Source organism: Pokkaliibacter sp. MBI-7 (assembly GCF_029846635.1).
Lineage (GTDB): Bacteria > Pseudomonadota > Gammaproteobacteria > Pseudomonadales > Balneatricaceae > Pokkaliibacter.
Genome location: NZ_JARVTG010000001.1, coordinates 322,874 through 338,959 on the forward strand (window position 1 = coordinate 322,874; position 16,086 = coordinate 338,959).

Annotated in this window: 17 protein-coding genes; all 17 read right to left on the minus strand. The window is 50.2% G+C overall.

Annotated elements, in window-relative coordinates; all coding sequences use genetic code 11:
- Window positions 1-79: 79 nt before the first annotated feature.
- The 17 genes from flhB to fliF all read right to left on the minus strand — a co-directional run bounded on the left by flhB (window position 80) and on the right by fliF (window position 16,080).
- On the minus strand, window positions 80-1,201 hold the full coding sequence (flhB, locus tag QCD60_RS01605; RefSeq protein WP_279781773.1) for a flagellar biosynthesis protein FlhB: 1,122 nt from the start codon (window positions 1,199-1,201) through the stop codon (window positions 80-82).
- The gene (gene fliR, locus QCD60_RS01610; protein WP_279781775.1) at window positions 1,201-1,977 is read right to left on the minus strand and encodes a flagellar biosynthetic protein FliR; all 777 of its coding nucleotides are present in this window, start codon (window positions 1,975-1,977) and stop codon (window positions 1,201-1,203) included. The genes flhB and fliR overlap by 1 nt, the downstream gene beginning before the upstream one ends.
- A 1-nt stretch (window position 1,978) precedes the next feature.
- Window positions 1,979-2,248 (minus strand): flagellar biosynthesis protein FliQ, encoded by a 270-nt coding sequence (fliQ, locus tag QCD60_RS01615; RefSeq protein ID WP_104152450.1) that lies wholly within the window; start codon window positions 2,246-2,248, stop codon window positions 1,979-1,981.
- Between the two features lie 7 nt (window positions 2,249-2,255).
- On the minus strand, window positions 2,256-3,008 hold the full coding sequence (fliP, locus tag QCD60_RS01620) for a flagellar type III secretion system pore protein FliP (RefSeq protein WP_279781778.1): 753 nt from the start codon (window positions 3,006-3,008) through the stop codon (window positions 2,256-2,258).
- Window positions 3,005-3,418 carry a flagellar biosynthetic protein FliO gene (gene fliO, locus QCD60_RS01625; RefSeq protein WP_279781780.1) on the minus strand — a complete coding sequence of 138 codons (414 nt, stop codon included), beginning with the start codon at window positions 3,416-3,418 and terminating at the stop codon, window positions 3,005-3,007. Before fliO ends, fliP begins: the two co-directional genes overlap by 4 nt.
- A complete protein-coding gene (gene fliN, locus QCD60_RS01630) occupies window positions 3,415-3,861 on the minus strand; it encodes a flagellar motor switch protein FliN (RefSeq protein WP_104152452.1) in 447 nt (148 codons plus the stop codon). Before fliN ends, fliO begins: the two co-directional genes overlap by 4 nt.
- 97 nt (window positions 3,862-3,958) lie before the next feature.
- Window positions 3,959-4,924 (minus strand): flagellar motor switch protein FliM, encoded by a 966-nt coding sequence (fliM, locus tag QCD60_RS01635; protein ID WP_104152453.1) that lies wholly within the window; start codon window positions 4,922-4,924, stop codon window positions 3,959-3,961.
- A gap of 11 nt (window positions 4,925-4,935) precedes the next feature.
- On the minus strand, window positions 4,936-5,451 hold the full coding sequence (locus QCD60_RS01640; RefSeq protein ID WP_279781784.1) for a flagellar basal body-associated FliL family protein: 516 nt from the start codon (window positions 5,449-5,451) through the stop codon (window positions 4,936-4,938).
- A 130-nt stretch (window positions 5,452-5,581) separates the two neighbouring features.
- Window positions 5,582-7,747, minus strand: a complete 2,166-nt coding sequence (locus tag QCD60_RS01645) for a flagellar hook-length control protein FliK (protein WP_279781786.1) — start codon at window positions 7,745-7,747, stop codon at window positions 5,582-5,584.
- Window positions 7,748-7,814: 67 nt separating this feature from the next.
- A complete protein-coding gene (locus QCD60_RS01650) occupies window positions 7,815-8,153 on the minus strand; it encodes an Hpt domain-containing protein (RefSeq protein WP_279781788.1) in 339 nt (112 codons plus the stop codon).
- A gap of 156 nt (window positions 8,154-8,309) precedes the next feature.
- The gene (locus tag QCD60_RS01655; RefSeq protein WP_279781790.1) at window positions 8,310-10,028 is read right to left on the minus strand and encodes a fused response regulator/phosphatase; all 1,719 of its coding nucleotides are present in this window, start codon (window positions 10,026-10,028) and stop codon (window positions 8,310-8,312) included.
- Between the two features lie 25 nt (window positions 10,029-10,053).
- Window positions 10,054-10,362 (minus strand): STAS domain-containing protein, encoded by a 309-nt coding sequence (locus tag QCD60_RS01660; protein WP_110186240.1) that lies wholly within the window; start codon window positions 10,360-10,362, stop codon window positions 10,054-10,056.
- A gap of 357 nt (window positions 10,363-10,719) precedes the next feature.
- On the minus strand, window positions 10,720-11,169 hold the full coding sequence (fliJ, locus tag QCD60_RS01665) for a flagellar export protein FliJ (protein ID WP_104152459.1): 450 nt from the start codon (window positions 11,167-11,169) through the stop codon (window positions 10,720-10,722).
- 12 nt (window positions 11,170-11,181) lie between these two features.
- Complete coding sequence (gene fliI / locus QCD60_RS01670) at window positions 11,182-12,516, minus strand: flagellar protein export ATPase FliI (RefSeq protein WP_110186242.1); 1,335 nt, start codon at window positions 12,514-12,516, stop codon at window positions 11,182-11,184.
- Window positions 12,513-13,397 carry a flagellar assembly protein FliH gene (locus QCD60_RS01675; RefSeq protein WP_279781794.1) on the minus strand — a complete coding sequence of 295 codons (885 nt, stop codon included), beginning with the start codon at window positions 13,395-13,397 and terminating at the stop codon, window positions 12,513-12,515. Before QCD60_RS01675 ends, fliI begins: the two co-directional genes overlap by 4 nt.
- 3 nt (window positions 13,398-13,400) lie before the next feature.
- Window positions 13,401-14,405 (minus strand): flagellar motor switch protein FliG, encoded by a 1,005-nt coding sequence (fliG, locus tag QCD60_RS01680; RefSeq protein WP_104152462.1) that lies wholly within the window; start codon window positions 14,403-14,405, stop codon window positions 13,401-13,403.
- The gene (fliF, locus tag QCD60_RS01685; RefSeq protein WP_347949892.1) at window positions 14,398-16,080 is read right to left on the minus strand and encodes a flagellar basal-body MS-ring/collar protein FliF; all 1,683 of its coding nucleotides are present in this window, start codon (window positions 16,078-16,080) and stop codon (window positions 14,398-14,400) included. The genes fliG and fliF overlap by 8 nt, the downstream gene beginning before the upstream one ends.
- Between the last annotated feature and the right edge of the window lie 6 nt (window positions 16,081-16,086).

Consider the following 16,086-nt stretch of genomic DNA (forward strand, 5'->3'; position numbering starts at 1 on the left):
GGATAGCCAGACACAAATAGCTAACACTAGACTTCCATGGTTGCTGCAAAGTAGCACAGCAATAATGCAGCCAGACGTCTCACTCGTGCCTGAGCTCCGAAGGAATATCAAACTGCGTAGGTTCAACAGGTTTGGGCCCCTGGCGTCTTTTCCAGGCTTTGAGGTGGGTTATATATGCAAGCACTTGCGCCACTGCCATATACAGCCCAGATGGAATTTCCTGATCAATTTCTGTGTTGTAGTAAACAGATCGAGCCAGTGCTGGTGCCGAAATGATAGGCACCTTGTGTGCATCCGCAATCTCTCTGATCTTGGCGGCTACCAGCTCCTCCCCTTTTGCAACCAGGACTGGGGCTTTGTGCCCTGTATACTGCAAAGCGACCGCATAATGAGTGGGGTTAGTGATCACCACGTCCGCCTTTGGCACATTAGACATCATACGGCGAAATGTCATTTCTCTTTGCAAGCGGCGGATACGTCCCTTGATTTCGGGATTACCCTCCGCATTTTTCATTTCCTCCTTGACCTCCTGCTTGGTCATTTTGAGCTTTTGCATGTACTGATATTGCTGATATGGAACATCAATCAGCGTAATCAGCACCAATGAGCACGCAAGCCAGATAAAGCCCCACAGTAATAGCTCTAATCCATTCGCCATGCTCGTCATGATATCCTGCCGAGCCATCAGCATCAGCTGATCCTGATCTGAGCGAATCATATAGATGGCCATACCAGCCACTACAGCAAACTTGGCAAAGGACTTCACCAACTCCACCAGGGAGTTGATAGAAAACATGCGTTTGATCCCAGCCAGAGGATTCAGTTTGCTCAACTTGGGCTGTAAGGCCTCAAGGGTAAAATTCCACCCTCCCATGAGCACACTGGCAGCAATAGCTACAAAAGCCAGCCCTATCAACAACCCCATAATGGACATCAGTGCTTCTTTTACCGTGACCTCCAGATGAGCAAACATCATCATCGGATCACTGGAAGCTGCTTTATCAATCGACAGATTGAAGCGCATCAACTGAATAAAGACCTCAACGATACGCTGGCCAAAAAAGAGCATGAAACAGCCACAAATCACAAGCAGTACAGTAGTACTCAACTCCCTAGACCGGGGAACGTCCCCCTTCTCCCGCGCTTGCTCAAGACGCTTCGCCGTTGGCTGTTCTGTCTTTTCCTGATCTGAATCAGACATCACGATGCTCCAAACAAAGACTTCGTCAGATCAAAGATGTCCAACATAAAATTCTGCTGCTGCCAGACCATATCAGACAGCCCAACCCAGAAAATAAACAGACCAAACATAAGCAGAAATGCAAAACCTACCGCAAAAATGTTCAGCTGAGGTGCCGCCTTGGTAATAATCCCTAGAGAAAAGTTTACCAACAACAGCGCTATCACCCCCGGCAGAGCTAATGACAGCGCACTCGATACCAACCAGGTCCCAGCATCTGCCAGCATCCAATAGGAGTCCAGCGCAGGCCAATGCCCGACAGGCAACCAAATAAAGCTGTTCGCCAGTAGCTGCAGCAGCGTTAAATGCCCATTCATCAGCAGAAACAGGACAGTACTTAACAGCATATAAAACTGCCCCAACGCCACTACAGATAGCCCATTGACAGGATCGTTCACAGAAGCGAACCCGAGCCCCATCTGCATAGCAAGTATTTGCCCAGCTGTAGTGAACACTTGAAATAATATCTGCACAGAGAAACCGATCATTATCCCGATCAGTGTTTGTGCCCCAACCTGAAGCCAGGTCGCAAGACTAAGCCCATCCGGAGCTGGGCCCGCTGGCAAGATGGGCGCCAGCAGAGCAGCCAACCCCATAGCAAGAAAAACACGAACTTTTGAGGGAATGGTTTGAGTACCAAAGATGGGTGCTGCAGCCATAAAGCCAGCAATACGAAATAGTGGCCAGAGATAACCGTACATCCAGCTCGTCAGGGTAGGCACATCCAGCTGAAACATACTAGCCGATCAGCAAAGGAATATTGACAAACAGCGAGTTGAACATGTCCATTATTTTTTCAACAATCCAGGGACCAGTCCACATGATGGCACCGATAGTCACCAGCAAACGCGGCAAAAAGCTGAGAGTCTGTTCGTTGATCTGGGTAGCAGCTTGAAATATTGACACGATCAGTCCCACGACAAGACTAGGCAAAACAATCACCGACACCAGCACGATGATCAACATGAAACCTTGCCGATACATATCAAGAGCCGCTTCAGGTGTCATGGCGACCTCACATTCCGTAACTTGCTGCCAGTGTCCCCATGATCATACTCCAGCCATCCACCAGCACGAAAAGCATCAGTTTGAAAGGCAGAGAAACGATGACTGGAGACAGCATCATCATACCCATCGCCATCAATACGCTCGCTACTACCAGATCAATGACTAGAAAGGGGATAAAGATCATAAAGCCTATCTGAAATGCCGTTTTCAGCTCACTCGTCACAAAAGCAGGCACCAAGACATTAAACGGCACCATTGCAGGAGAATCGACCTTTTCCTTGCCCGCAAGATGCATGAACATCGCCAGATCAGCCTGACGCGTTTGCTCAATCATGAACTTGTGCAATGGTTTACCCGCTTCATCGATTGCAGTGCGAGCATCCACTTTCTCACTTAGATAAGGCTGAACCGCATTAGCATTAATTTGATCGAATACCGGGGACATGATGAAGAACGTCAGAAACAGAGCCAGACCTATCATGACTTGGTTGGATGGCGCCTGCTGCAGCCCTAGAGCCTGACGCAGTATTGAAAAGACAATGATGATTCTGGTAAACGACGTCATCATCATGACGAACGCTGGCAAGAAGGTCAGCGCAGTCATTGCCAGCAGAATCTGCATCGTAACTGTCAGATTCTGAGATCCGTTTGGCCCTGGCGTGATTTGTATAGCTGGAATACCTGGCTCTGCAGCCAATAGTATTGCAGGCATCAACCCGAACAAAAGCAGAAAGACCCTGAGCATTACCTTGAACGTCATTTACGTTCCTTTTGGTATTTGGTCAGCGCCTGGGACAGTTTATTGGCAAACATGTCTTCCTTGAGCACAGGCTCAGCGTATCTTGCAAGCTGATTGATGCCATTCGCAGTAACACCAAGCAAAAACTGTTCATCCCCAACCTGAACCAGGAGTAGGCGCTCTTTCTGGCCGAGATGCAGGGCTGCGATAACACGCCAGTCTTTTCTGCCTGCAAGCCCACCATTCTGCCAACGTCGCATGAGCCAGACCACGCCCCACATACAAAGCAGGACCACGACCAGGCCTGTAACAACATTCAAGGCAGATGCTGATGGCGAAAAATCAACATGAGAAAGCGGAACCTGCGTCTCAGCAGCTCGAGCTGAGTTAATACTGACCAACAGCAGGAATACCGTAATGAACCTATTCATCGCAGCTTTTTGATTCGCTCTGACGGGCTGATGACATCGGTCAGACGAATACCGAAACGCTCGTTGACCACAACCACTTCACCGTGAGCAATCAGAGTACCGTTTACCAGCACATCCAGAGGCTCTCCAGCCATGCGATCCAGTTCAACTACAGACCCCTGATTCAACTGCAGAAGGTTCCGAATGGAGATTTCGGTATGCCCAACCTCCATTGAGATGGTTACCGGAATATCGAGAATGACATCCAGGTTAGGCCTTTCCAGGTCTACTCTACGCCCCTCATCACGCAATTCATCGAGCTCGACACGCTGAGCATCATCGTTTTCCTGCTCAGCCATTGCAGCAGCCCAGTCATCCGCCGCATCAGAGGTCTGTTCAGAAAGCGCTGCGGCCCATTCATCAGCCATAGCTTCTTCGTCTTTTGGGGTATTTTCGTTACTCATAGATTACTACAGCTCAGATACCTGATTCTTAAGCCCTTAAACAGCGCGGCACATATCTATGCCACCTTACCTAGAACTCTCTTCAACGTGGAAGACGTTAACGTGGTAACTTGAATTGCTCTTTTACCTTGAAAGCCAAGTTTTGCCTGCTGACTCCCAGACGCCCCTTGAATATAGGAATATTGTTTGCAGTCAAGGTTAACACCTCTGGCACATCTACAGGAATTACGTCACCCGGCTCCATTTCAAGGATGTCACGAAGCGTGACCTGTCTGCGCGCGACAACAGAATTCAACAGCACCTTAGCATCCATGATTTCACTTTGCAGAGCCTTCACCCAGCGCTCATCCTTCTCATCCACGTCACTCTGTACCCCGGAATCAAGGATATCCCGCACCGGCTCCAGCATGGCATAGGGGATAGTGATATGAAGATCCCCACCACCACCATCTAATTCAATATGAAAGGTATTCACAACGACCACTTCGCTTGGGCTGACAATATTTGCCATTGCGGGGTTAACTTCAGAGTTTACGTACTCGAACTCAAGCTTGAGCACTGGTGCCCAGGCTTCGTGCAAATCCCGAAAGACCAGCTCAAGTACTTTCTGAACGATACGAGTCTCGGTAGGTGTAAATTCACGCCCTTCAATCTTGGCATGCCGCCCATCCCCACCAAAGAAGTTATCCACCAGTTTGAAAACCAGCTTGGCGTCAAGAATGAACAGACCGGTTCCACGCAACGGGCGGCATTTCACCAGGTTCAAACTCGTCGGAACATATAGAGTATGTACATATTCGCCAAACTTCAGGATCTGAATCCCCCCTACGGAGACATCGGCACTTCTTCGTAGCAGGTTAAATAAACTGATTCGGGTGTAGCGAGCAAAACGTTCGTTGATCATTTCCAGAGTGGGCATACGTCCGCGAACAATACGATCCTGGCTGGTAAGATCGTAATTCCGAGCACCATCTACCTCTACGTCACCCTCGGTTTCGACATCACCATCGTCGACACCATGCAATAGCGCATCAATTTCATCCTGAGACAGTAGATCCTGCATCCTAGAGGCTCCTACTGCATAACAAGGTTGGTGAATAAAATGGCTTCTACGTCCGACTTCCCTGTTTCCTTGGTGATGATTTCTTTCACAGCCTCTAAGGCTTTCTGCTGCAAAGCCAATTTTCCTTCGTTGGTCTGAAGCTCAGTGAAATCAGCAGAGCTAAAAATAAAGTTCAGCCGATCACAGATAAGTGGCATGTGCAGATTCAAAGCGTCCACAATTGCCTGATCACGCGTTTTAGCCTCAACAAAGAGCTGCATGAAACGCTGACGACCGTTCGAGTCCGTCAGTGAAACAACAAAAGAGGGTTTGTCACCAGGCATTCGGATCTTGACATAAAGCGCTCTCGCCTTAACAGGCTTGACTGGCTCAGCGGCCGTCTCTTCTGCTGGAGGCTTCGACGCAAAAAGAAAGTAATACGCAGCCCCACCACCCCCACCCAATAGTAACAACGCCAGAACAATAATAATGATGAGCTTCTTTTTACTCTTGGGCTTGGCTTCGTCCTGCTGTTCTTGTTCCGCCATGATGCTCTCTCGGAATAATAACGACATCCGCCGCATGTGAGTTACAGCGGATCATGTATGACTCGTGGAAAAATACCTTAAGAGCGACCAGAACACCAATCTGGTGAGATTTTCACGCTACACAACAGCACTATGCATAATAATCAACCAACCTGTCGGTCGATACAGCAGTTGATTCGGTTACGGGTGCGATGACATCCCCATCCCCTTCCACCATTTCATCCCTATAGCCTGACGAAGTTTTTGGCTGATACGACTGCTCCTGAGATTGGCTGGAGTTATCTCTCACATCCACAGAGCCCAAGTTTAATCCCTGCTCCGCAAATCCATCTTTCAAGCGCTGAATGTGGCTTTCCAACGCATCTCTGACTTGAGGGGAGGTACTTTGAAAGACGATGCTAGCCTGGTCATGCTGTATGTGAATACGAACTTGCAGCGACCCCATATCCTGTTGGTCCAAATGCAGGTCAGCAGTTTGTACACCCTGCTGATTCAACACCTGTAACTGGCGATTCAGTTGAGTAGCCCACTGTTCGGTATCAGGTTTACCTGTCAAAACTCCAGAACCAGTGGCAGGGTTCTGTGATGCCGTTATCAATGCGGACTTGAAGTCCTGCACTTGTGCCTTATCAAGAGCTGATACGCCAGTGGCACCGGGATCCAGTCCATCAAAAGACGAGTTACCTGTACCTTTTCCCTGATGAGAACCTTCGTGCGCTCCACCAGAGTCTGCTCCAGAATCCGTCAAGGTGCTTGAATCACCGGTAGCAGTACCGACCGAATTCGCTGTTGGCATTGGCTGCCGCTCATTACCACTCTCTATGCCAACGACTTTTGCTCCAGTACTCGGAGGCAAAGTACTACCAGACGTCTGGAAATCATCAGCAACTGTAGCACTACCAACCGCAGCACTCGCTCCAGGTAGTTGCGCTGGATTGGTGACAGTTACGTTAGCCACCTCCACTCCGACCTGCTGTACGCTGGCACCTTGCTGAATCTGTTGAATTTGTTGAGTCTGTTGAGTCTGTTGAGTCTGTTGAGTCTGTTGAGTCTGTTGAGTCTGTTGAGTCTGTTGAGTCTGTTGAGTCTGTTGAGTCTGTTGAGTCTGTTGAGTCTGTTGAGTCTGTTGAGTCTGTTGAGTCTGTTGAGTCTGCTGAGTCTGCTGAGTCTGTTGAGTCTGTTGAGTCTGTTGAGTCTGCTGAGTCTGTTGAGTCTGTTGAGTCTGTTGAGTCTGTTGAGTCTGTTGAGTCTGCTGAGTCTGTTGAGTCTGTAAAGATAAATCTGATTTCTGCACTGACTGCGCTTCTATAGGATTAGTTTGCGAGCCCTCAGAAATACCAGCGCCATTTTTGGTAAACGTTACTGACACCTGAGGTTGCGATACTAAAGCAACTGCTGATTGAGTTTCACCTCCTTCACTAGCATCAGGCAGCTCTGTGGCTATCGCTTGAGATGTACCCAGCAAAACCGATACACCTGAACCGTTTCGCGTCACTACGTTGACATCAGCAGGTGATGGCGGCGCAACACTATCACTAGCTACATCGCGGCTACTGAGTGTGGCTAAGGGAGCAAACTTGGTCAGGCTTGCAATATCACTGTTTTGTGAAGATAACTGAGGACCACTGGGGACAGACTGCAACTCAGACTGAATATTATTGTCACTACCTACGACGCTTGGGCCCTGCGTTGGAGGCTGAGGCTGATTTGTTGGCGCCCCCCTGTTTGCTTGCGTACTGCTTTCAGGTACTCCACCCAGCGAGGGCTGAGAATTTTGCCCAGCTAACTGCGATACGACCATTTGAGTATTGCCCAACGTTATCGCTGAGTTATTGACCGGCACAGTAAATCCAGAGTTTATCAACAATGTCATAGCTTCAGGCGATAACACACTGGGATCGGACTGACTCGCAGGACTCGGTGCTGAGCTTTCATCTGCTGACTTGTCAGACGGCAAAGAGTCGCCGTCACGCGGCAAGGACTGGCCTACTCCATCCACCAGCAACCCCACTCCTTCAAATCCCAGCATCCCCAACCACGCAGATACCTCGCTACCTGTGTCGGTATCAGTATCGACTGCTGATTGAGCAGCCCTATCACTCGATACAGTACTTACTTTTGAAGCCTGGAGGTCAACGGATATAGGCAAAACGGAAGATGTATCAGCTAAAGACTGCTGAGCTGCACTGAACGTAGTGCTGAACAGCTCTCCCGATACAGAAGATGTCTGATCTAAACCACGAACACCGCTTGGCACAATTGATGATGGGACCAATACATCTATAGAGGCTGTCATGTTCACTACTCACTGGCCAGATAAAGCTAACCAGCAAAAGGCAGGCCACATTTCATGAGATCAACTGTCAGGTCCCTAGATATAACTTCTTGAGTGCTGCACACACATGAAAATGCTCAGCACAGACTGCATCCATCAAGCCCTGAGCTTCACTCAGGTTGTTGTGCATCCCTGCAGCCTCAAGCAGTTTTAGAATTTCCGCCAGTGAGGTTGCTCCGATATTGCTGCTACTTCCCTTCATGCTATGGGCGCTCTGACGCAGCCCAACGCCATCCCCTCGCTCTATGGCATCCTTAACCTGCGCAAGCCGCAATGTAGAATCATCGATGTACGTCTCAATGAGCTCCACAAACTCGTCATCCATAACCTCCTGTAATTCAGACAACAATGCCAGATCAAGCTGCATGACTGTTCTCCATAATGTCACTGTAGTTGGGAAGGCTCTGGGAAATGACTTGGAGCGAACAATATATTTATGAACACAGGCCTTGATACTCATACCTTCAAGTACCGAGAGTGTCTCACCTGATACCGCCACCAGTCTGACTAATTGACAGGCACTCTATTCTTCAAAGCGCCACTTAAAAACAAGCTCCACCTTGTTGCCCGTACCAATGAAGCGCACTGATTCGCAGAGTGAATGAATCAGTGCAATGCCGCGACCGGCATAGCCCTTTTGCGCCAGAGAGCTTTGCAAGGCATCAACATTGAATCCTTCACCACTGTCCTCGATGCGGATTTTCAAAACACCTCCATCCTGATTCAACCGATGATCTATATGAAAGACGATTCTGCCATCCTCAAGCGAGGCTAAGCGTCTGTCTCGCTCAGTGTAATACTCGGAGAAACCAACAATGTCTGACTTCGCCCGAGAGTTAAGTCTGAGCACACCGTGTTCAAGCGAGTTAGAGAATAACTCTGAGAGGAGCATATAGATTTGTCCGCTAAAACGACGTAATGCAGGCACCTCCATAATAACCTGAAGCAACAGCGGCAACGGATTGTATGTTTTCAAGGTATTGGGGTAGAGAGTATAAGTAAACGACCAGTCACTGGGACCATACTTGCGACTACTGACAAAAGGCTCGGCCAAATCAATCAGCTCTGCAACATCGCACATTCGAATTTCTACCAGCGTTAAATCATCTTTAACACCCTGCTGACCCGCAAACTCGTTTACAGCCTCACCTATTGTCTCGAATAACCGCTCCGGGCTGATACAGCGAGAGAAAACCTCATGTAGCCGCTCCTCCCCAAACATCTGATCCTCTGCATTACTAGCCTCCAGTATGCCATCTGAGTACAGATAGACACGATCATCATCTCTGAGCGTATAGCGCTCAGTCTCATCGCTGAATCGCTCATTACCCACAACGCCCAATGGCAGATGGGCCGATTTGAGTTGCGTCAATAAACGACTCTCCGAATGAAAGATCAAACCATCCGGCAAACCACCATTCCACACTTCTACCGTTTTTTTATTGAAATTGAAGTCAAGCATTGCGGCACAGCAGAAGAACCCTGTCGGTAGAATACGCTTGAGTCGCTGATTGATCTCACGCAAGACATCCCCCATGGCATATCCCTTTGATGCCATGGAATAGAAGATCTCCGCCATAGGCATTGCGCCAATCGCAGCAGGCAAGCCGTGCCCGGTGAAGTCACCCAACAGCACAAACATGTTGCCTGAAGGTGTACGAGAGGCGAGTAAGACATCGCCATTGAAAACGGCTAGAGGAGAGAGCAGGTGCTTGATATTACTAGCATCAAGACAACCACTGTGAGCCACGTTATCAAACACCCGCTTGGCCACATGTTGCTCATGAAGCAATCGCTTATTATGGAGAGATATCTCGTCTCGCTGCTGCTGCAATACGTGATGCATGCGCCGCATTCGATTAAATGCGTTGATTTTGGCTTGCAGAATCGTGGGATTGTAAGGCTTAGAGAGGAAATCGTCACCGCCAGCCTCAAGGCAGTCAACTAGAGAATGAGTATCTTTAAGTGAAGTAAGGAATATAACCGGAACCAGCTCTTCGCCAGCCATCTGCTTGATTTGACGAGTCGCCTCAAAGCCATCCATATTTGGCATCAGCGCGTCCATGAGAACGATATGCGGCCGGTAGCGCCTGAATGCTTCTACAGCCTCACTGCCGTCTTGCGCTGTATATACCTCATACCCCTGCTTTCTTACTATTGCCCGCAGAATCATCCGATCACTGGTGTTATCATCAGCGACCAGGATACGCAACGAGGCATCCTGGTGCTCCTGCGTATCCATTTCACCGTCAGCAAAATGCATGATGTCAGGAAATGTTGAAGAGTTGACCGAAGTTGGAAATTATCAGGATTTTTTTAACATCCATATTGCAGTTTACAATTCGAATATCAGCACCATCACCACCCGCATAATCACGCAACAGCAGCAACATCCCCAACGCAGAGCTGTCAAGGTATGTGGTTTCCTTCATATCTATGATGAAAACACGCGGAAGTTTTTCACCGACACTTTCATAGGCCTCACGAAAATCCTGGTGTGCACTAAAGTCAAAGCGTCCTTGAATACGAATGGTCAATTCTTTACCGTCATTGGAAAGCTGGGACCAGATTGCCATTACTCACCTCTTCATTCAAACCACGTCACTATCGACAGGTTATCATCGGCATCACAAGATCAGACAACGGCTAAATAACGTCTCGGTTTTGTTGAACTCCTGTACCGGGTCGCCTGCTTTAGCCAAACCACTTGCCCTACTATACGCTATCAGAACTCACACCCCTATCGTTCGTCTAAAATACACGAAAGACCAGTCGTAAGCGGAGCCCTTACCGCAAGTACACGTCACCTAGGTATAGCTATTGCGAGGAATACTGACAAGCTCATTTTGCCGCCATGCTTCGCTACTTTGATTCATACTCCCGGAGAGTGATGAACAACACATGACCTGTGACTCAGAGGCAAAGACACCTCCTCAGTCAATATCACCTCTGGAGCGATAGTGCTGAATGAGCTCATCAAGAGCTTTCTGCTCCTTCCGACCCAACTCTAGCTGCTCCTGTGCCTTGATCGTTTCCAGCCAGGCCTCAATAGCCTTTACTCGCGCACGAGCTTGTTGCCAGTTACTTATATGCCGCTCCACTTCAGCCTGTTGCTGAGCCACTGCACGTCCCTGCTGACCTAATGCTGTTTCCAGCCGCGCCATAAACTGTTGCTGATTCAACCAGTCACGAGCCGACACCCCCGCTTCACCTTTCCTGTGTAACTGTTCGATGTATTCAAGCTGATAACCCTGAAGCTGCTGCAGTTGCCCCTCAGTCTGTGATAAACGCTGGCGCTGAGTCGCGAGGCGCTGAGCGGCCTTCTGCTCATCACGTTGCGCGAGCGTCAGAACAATGTGCAGGCGTTGAGAACGCAAAGCCATGAAAGCTTACACCTATTGAATGTTCAGGAGTTTTCCTACCAGATCCTGAGCGACAGCTAACCGCACGGGTTCGTGCAAGCCTTGCTGAAGGAACATGCGCATGGCAGGGATCAACTGAATAGCACGATCTGTGTCAGGGTCACTACCTTTGGCATAAGCCCCTACACTCAAAAGATCACGCACCTGCTGGTAACGGGCATACAGCTGCTTGAACCGCTGCGCCTGCTTGAGGTACTCAGGTGTCACCACTTGCGGCATCGCACGACTAATCGAAGCCTCGATATCTATGGCAGGATAATGCCCTTCTTCTGCCAACCTCCGGGCCAGCACCACATGCCCATCCAGAATCGCACGAGCTGAATCCGCAATGGGGTCCTGCTGGTCATCCCCTTCAGTAAGCACGGTATAGAAGGCGGTGATTGAACCTCCCCCTTTTTCACCATTGCCAGCCCGCTCTACCAATTTTGGCAGCTTGGCAAATACCGAGGGTGGGTAACCCTTACTCGCCGGAGGCTCACCGACAGCGAGAGCAATTTCACGCTGCGCCTGGGCATAGCGCGTCAAAGAATCCATCAGCAGAAGCACATCGAGCCCTTGTGCACGAAAGTACTCCGCAATACGTGTCGCTAACTGAGAGGCACGCAAACGCATCAGGGGTGAATCATCTGCGGGAGACGCAACGACAACAGCACGACGCAGCCCCTCTTCACCCAATACGTCCTCAATAAACTCTTTGACCTCTCGACCACGCTCTCCGATCAGGCCTACAACCACCACGTCTGCCGTAGTAAATCGAGTCATCATCCCCAAGAGAACGCTTTTACCAACGCCACTTCCTGCAAACAACCCGAGCCGCTGCCCACGCCCGACGGTGAGCAGAGAGTTAATCGCACGAATGCCCACATCCATCGGCTCGCGGATCGGCTGCCGTGCCAATGGATTTATAGTCTCCCCTTGCAAGTCAACATAGGCTTCAGCATTCAGCGGGCCAAGACTATCCAGAGGCTTCCCTACGCCATTCAGCACACGTCCAAGCAACCCCATTCCCACCGGGACGAGGCTTGTTGAACCTGTCGGCTGCACCTTGGCCCCCGGAAGCAAACCTTCAACACTATCAACAGGCATCAGAAAAACACGGTCCCCATGAAAGCCAACGACTTCCGCCTCCACCGTATAACCAGGTTTAACACTGACCTGACAAAACTCACCGAGAGCAACGCGGCAACCGGTCGCCTCAAGTGTCAAACCAACCACACGAGTAACACGTCCAGCCGCCCTGGGCCGCAGTGGTGTATAGAGAATACGCTGCTGATCACTCAACCAGGACAGAAGCTGAGCCTGACTCATGACGCGGTATCGTCTGCGTCAATGTTGCCATCCTGCTCAGCTAAAGGTTCATTTTCTGCCTCTTTAGCCAAACGCTCTGCAGATATCCGGTGCTGTTGTGCAAAGCCCTGCAACACATGAGCAACGCGCGGCTCAATAGCAGCATCTACATAGCTGAACGGAGTACGAACGATGACCCCACCTGGAGACAGACTAGCATCCTCCTCAACTCGCCAGTCATACCCCTCACGTTGTAACAGCACTTGAATTGAGGGTAAATCGGCAGGGTGGGCTCTAAGAGCGGTGCCAGAAGAGGGGTCAGGCAGCTCCTCCATGATTCGTTTCACCAGTTGTTGAATATGGGCAGGGCTGCTACTAAGTTCGTGATCCAGCACAGCCTCAACCATTTTCCTAACCAGTGCTGCCATCCCTTCGATCAGCTCGCTGTCTTGACGCTTCAGCGGCTCAGCAAAAGCATTGACTAATGCCAATAACTGAGCCTCCGCCTGTTCAATTCGCTGAGACTCAGCCTGATAAGCTTCTGCATGACCTGCCTCCTGGCCTTGCTTCCGCCCTTCTTCCAAGCCTTTTTTTACACCCTCAGCATGGCCAAGCGTTTTTCCTTCCTGATAGCCCTCATCCCAGGCTTCCTGACGAATAGCTTCGACCTGCTCCAGTGTCAGAGGCTCAACATGAAACTCCTCTTCCTCCGCAGGTTCAATGTCCAGTACCTGAGCTTGTAAAGGCTCAGGATCGGCAACAGGCTCTGGCTTGAAAGTTAAACCATGCTCAGTAAGTGACAGGTGTTCCTTGCCATCACTCACCTCGGGTAATTGCCAGCGCTCGTACTGCTTACCGGTACTTGCGGGGATACGATGGGGCTGCTGTTCAACATTACTCACGGATTAAACCATCTGCTCACCGCCACCACCGAGCGATATCTGGCCGTCATCGGCCAGGCGGCGGGCGATACCAAGAATTTCTTTCTGCGCGGTTTCAACATCGCTGACCCGAACAGGCCCACGAGCCTCCAGATCATCTCGCATCATCTCAGCCGCACGTTTAGACATATTCTTGAAGAATTTTTCCTGCAGATTCACATCTGCACCTTTCAAGGCAACGATTAGAGTGTCTTGCTCGATCTCTCTCAACAGGGCCTGGATGCCCCGATCATCCACATCACTGAGATTATCAAAGACGAACATCAAGTCAGAAATTTGCTCTGCCAGATCCTCATCAACTTCTTTGAGAGAGTCCATCAGCGTAGCTTCAATGTTGCTATCGAGGAAGTTCATGATATTTGCAGCGACTTTGACACCACCAATATTGGTGGTCTGCGACGACGAGCTGCCAGAGAACTGACGCTCCAGAATGTCATTCAGCTCTTGCAGGGCTGCAGGTTGCACCGTATCCAGGGATGCAACACGAAGGAGGATATCAAGGCGTACCTTTTCATCGAAATGCGCCAGCACTTCAGCAGCCTGATCAGAATCCAGATAGGACACCACAATGGCCTGAATCTGGGGGTGCTCATAACGAATGATATCGGCGACCTGCCTGCCTTCCATCCACTTGAGCGTATCCAGCCCCTTGGTATTTCCACCTAAAAGGATGCGATCAATCAGGCCGCTTGCTTTATCTTCACCGAGCGCCCGGGTCAGCATGCTGCGAATGTAGCTATCAGAACCGATACCCAAGCCGGTTTGGTTACCTACTTGACCAAGAAACTCGGCTACCACAGTTTCCACCTGGTCTTGCTGCACACTGCGCAACTGCGCCATGGCAGAACCGATCTTCTGTACTTCCTTCGGCCCCATGTGCTTGAGAATTTCTGCCGCATCATTCTCGCCCAGTGTCATTAACAGGACTGCGGTTTTCTCCAACTGACTGAGCTTTGGTTTCTCACTCATCGCTTATCCAACTCTTGATCACCTGAGCTACACGACCGGGGTCATCCGCAATCAGACCGCGAATGGCATTCAACTGTTTCTCAAAACTTTCGTTCGGGCCAGGAAGCAAGCTTTCATCCACACTCGCCAGAGTGACTGCTTCATCTGACAGATCATCATCGATCCCTTCCAGCGCTCTGAGTTCAGCGTCACTGGCAGCCGCCTGATTTTGTCCTACCGATGACAGGCTGCGCAGAATCGGTCTCAATACCCCGAATACCAGAATAAGGACAAACAGCACCGCCCCGCCTTGCTTGACCAAATCCCAGAACCAGGAAGTCTGCCAGAAAGGTATATCTTCGGAGGTGAACATGTCCTCCGACTGTACAAAGGGGGAATTCACTACATTAACGCTGTCACCCCGTTCAGCCGAGTAGCCTACAGCATCACGTACTAACACCGTCAGGCGCTGTAGCTCATTTTCAGTCCAGGGAATACGTTTGGTTTGCCCTGAGGCAGGATCGACAGACACCAGATCATCAACCACGACCGCCACAGAAAGCCGACGAACCCGTCCGACTTGATGTTTGGTATAACTGATAGTCCGGTCCAGCTCGTAATTACGTGTGGACTGCTTTCTCGAAGTCACAGGGGAAGAGGATGACGAAGCACTGGCGGTACTGCCATTCGTCACTTCAGGAACAGAAGTTTCTGCAGGAGGCTGGTTCGATAAGGCCCCTGGAATACCGGAAGCACTGGAGGCACTTTTTTCTTCATCCAGTACCTGCTCACTGCGCAATGAGGGTAAATCAGGATTGTATTGCTCATCCGTCTGCTCGACAGCAGTAAAGTCAAGATCTGCGGAGACTTCCGCTTTATAGCGATCTGCTCCGACAACCGGCTCCAAAATACTGCCGACCCGACGAGCCAGAGTCTGCTCAATTTTGCGGGTGTACTCAAACTGCTCAGCCGCCATCCCGGCGTCAGAGTCAATTTTCTCTTCAGACAGCAACCGGCCTTTTTGATCTACTACTGTGACATCTTTAGGATCAAGCCCCGCGACGCTGGATGCGACAAGATTCAGAATAGAAGTGACCTGGTCCTTTTCCAGCGTCCGTCCGGCATACAACTCAACAAAAACAGAAGCCCTTGGTTTACGGCTGTCACGCACGAAAACCGACTCTTTGGGTAAGGCAAGATGCACCCGGGCAGACTTGACCGCCAATATGCTGGAAATCGTGCGCGCCAGCTCTCCTTCAAGGCCCCGACGATAGCGGGTGGCCTCCATGAACTGGCTGCTACCCAGCGGCTGCTCCTTGTCCAGAAGCTCAAAACCTACGGTCTTGTCGCCTATCAGGCCATCACCCGCCAGCTTGATACGCGCCTGATTGACCATTTCAGAAGGCACCAGCAGAGCACCGCTGTTAGTGTCAATTTTGTAGGGAATCTGATTGGTCTGCAGTACCTGCATGATCTGGTCTGCATCCAGATTATTCAGACTACCCAGCAGAGGACGATAACTGGGCTCCTGTGACCACAGCACGACGGCAAAGCCGATAGCAACACTGGCAGCTAACCCTACCATCAGGCCAACCTGACGGATAATACTGAGCTGCCCGAACCCCAGCATCAGAGAGCCAAACAACCCTCCCTGCTGAGTACCACCGGACAGATTATCTGCTCCCGCCTTAGCCACGATCTA

Bases quoted from the DNA above. Each gene is read 5' to 3' on its own strand.
- flhB (WP_279781773.1), bottom strand. From the start codon at position 1,201: ATGTCTGATTCAGATCAGGAAAAGACAGAACAGCCAACGGCGAAGCGT.
- fliR (WP_279781775.1), bottom strand. From the start codon at position 1,977: ATGTTTCAGCTGGATGTGCCTACCCTGACGAGCTGGATGTACGGTTAT.
- fliQ (WP_104152450.1), bottom strand. From the start codon at position 2,248: ATGACACCTGAAGCGGCTCTTGATATGTATCGGCAAGGTTTCATGTTG.
- fliP (WP_279781778.1), bottom strand. From the start codon at position 3,008: ATGACGTTCAAGGTAATGCTCAGGGTCTTTCTGCTTTTGTTCGGGTTG.
- fliO (WP_279781780.1), bottom strand. From the start codon at position 3,418: ATGAATAGGTTCATTACGGTATTCCTGCTGTTGGTCAGTATTAACTCA.
- fliN (WP_104152452.1), bottom strand. From the start codon at position 3,861: ATGAGTAACGAAAATACCCCAAAAGACGAAGAAGCTATGGCTGATGAA.
- fliM (WP_104152453.1), bottom strand. From the start codon at position 4,924: ATGCAGGATCTACTGTCTCAGGATGAAATTGATGCGCTATTGCATGGT.
- QCD60_RS01640 (WP_279781784.1), bottom strand. From the start codon at position 5,451: ATGGCGGAACAAGAACAGCAGGACGAAGCCAAGCCCAAGAGTAAAAAG.
- QCD60_RS01645 (WP_279781786.1), bottom strand. From the start codon at position 7,747: ATGACAGCCTCTATAGATGTATTGGTCCCATCATCAATTGTGCCAAGC.
- QCD60_RS01650 (WP_279781788.1), bottom strand. From the start codon at position 8,153: ATGCAGCTTGATCTGGCATTGTTGTCTGAATTACAGGAGGTTATGGAT.
- QCD60_RS01655 (WP_279781790.1), bottom strand. From the start codon at position 10,028: ATGGATACGCAGGAGCACCAGGATGCCTCGTTGCGTATCCTGGTCGCT.
- QCD60_RS01660 (WP_110186240.1), bottom strand. From the start codon at position 10,362: ATGGCAATCTGGTCCCAGCTTTCCAATGACGGTAAAGAATTGACCATT.
- fliJ (WP_104152459.1), bottom strand. From the start codon at position 11,169: ATGGCTTTGCGTTCTCAACGCCTGCACATTGTTCTGACGCTCGCGCAA.
- fliI (WP_110186242.1), bottom strand. From the start codon at position 12,516: ATGAGTCAGGCTCAGCTTCTGTCCTGGTTGAGTGATCAGCAGCGTATT.
- fliG (WP_104152462.1), bottom strand. From the start codon at position 14,405: ATGAGTGAGAAACCAAAGCTCAGTCAGTTGGAGAAAACCGCAGTCCTG.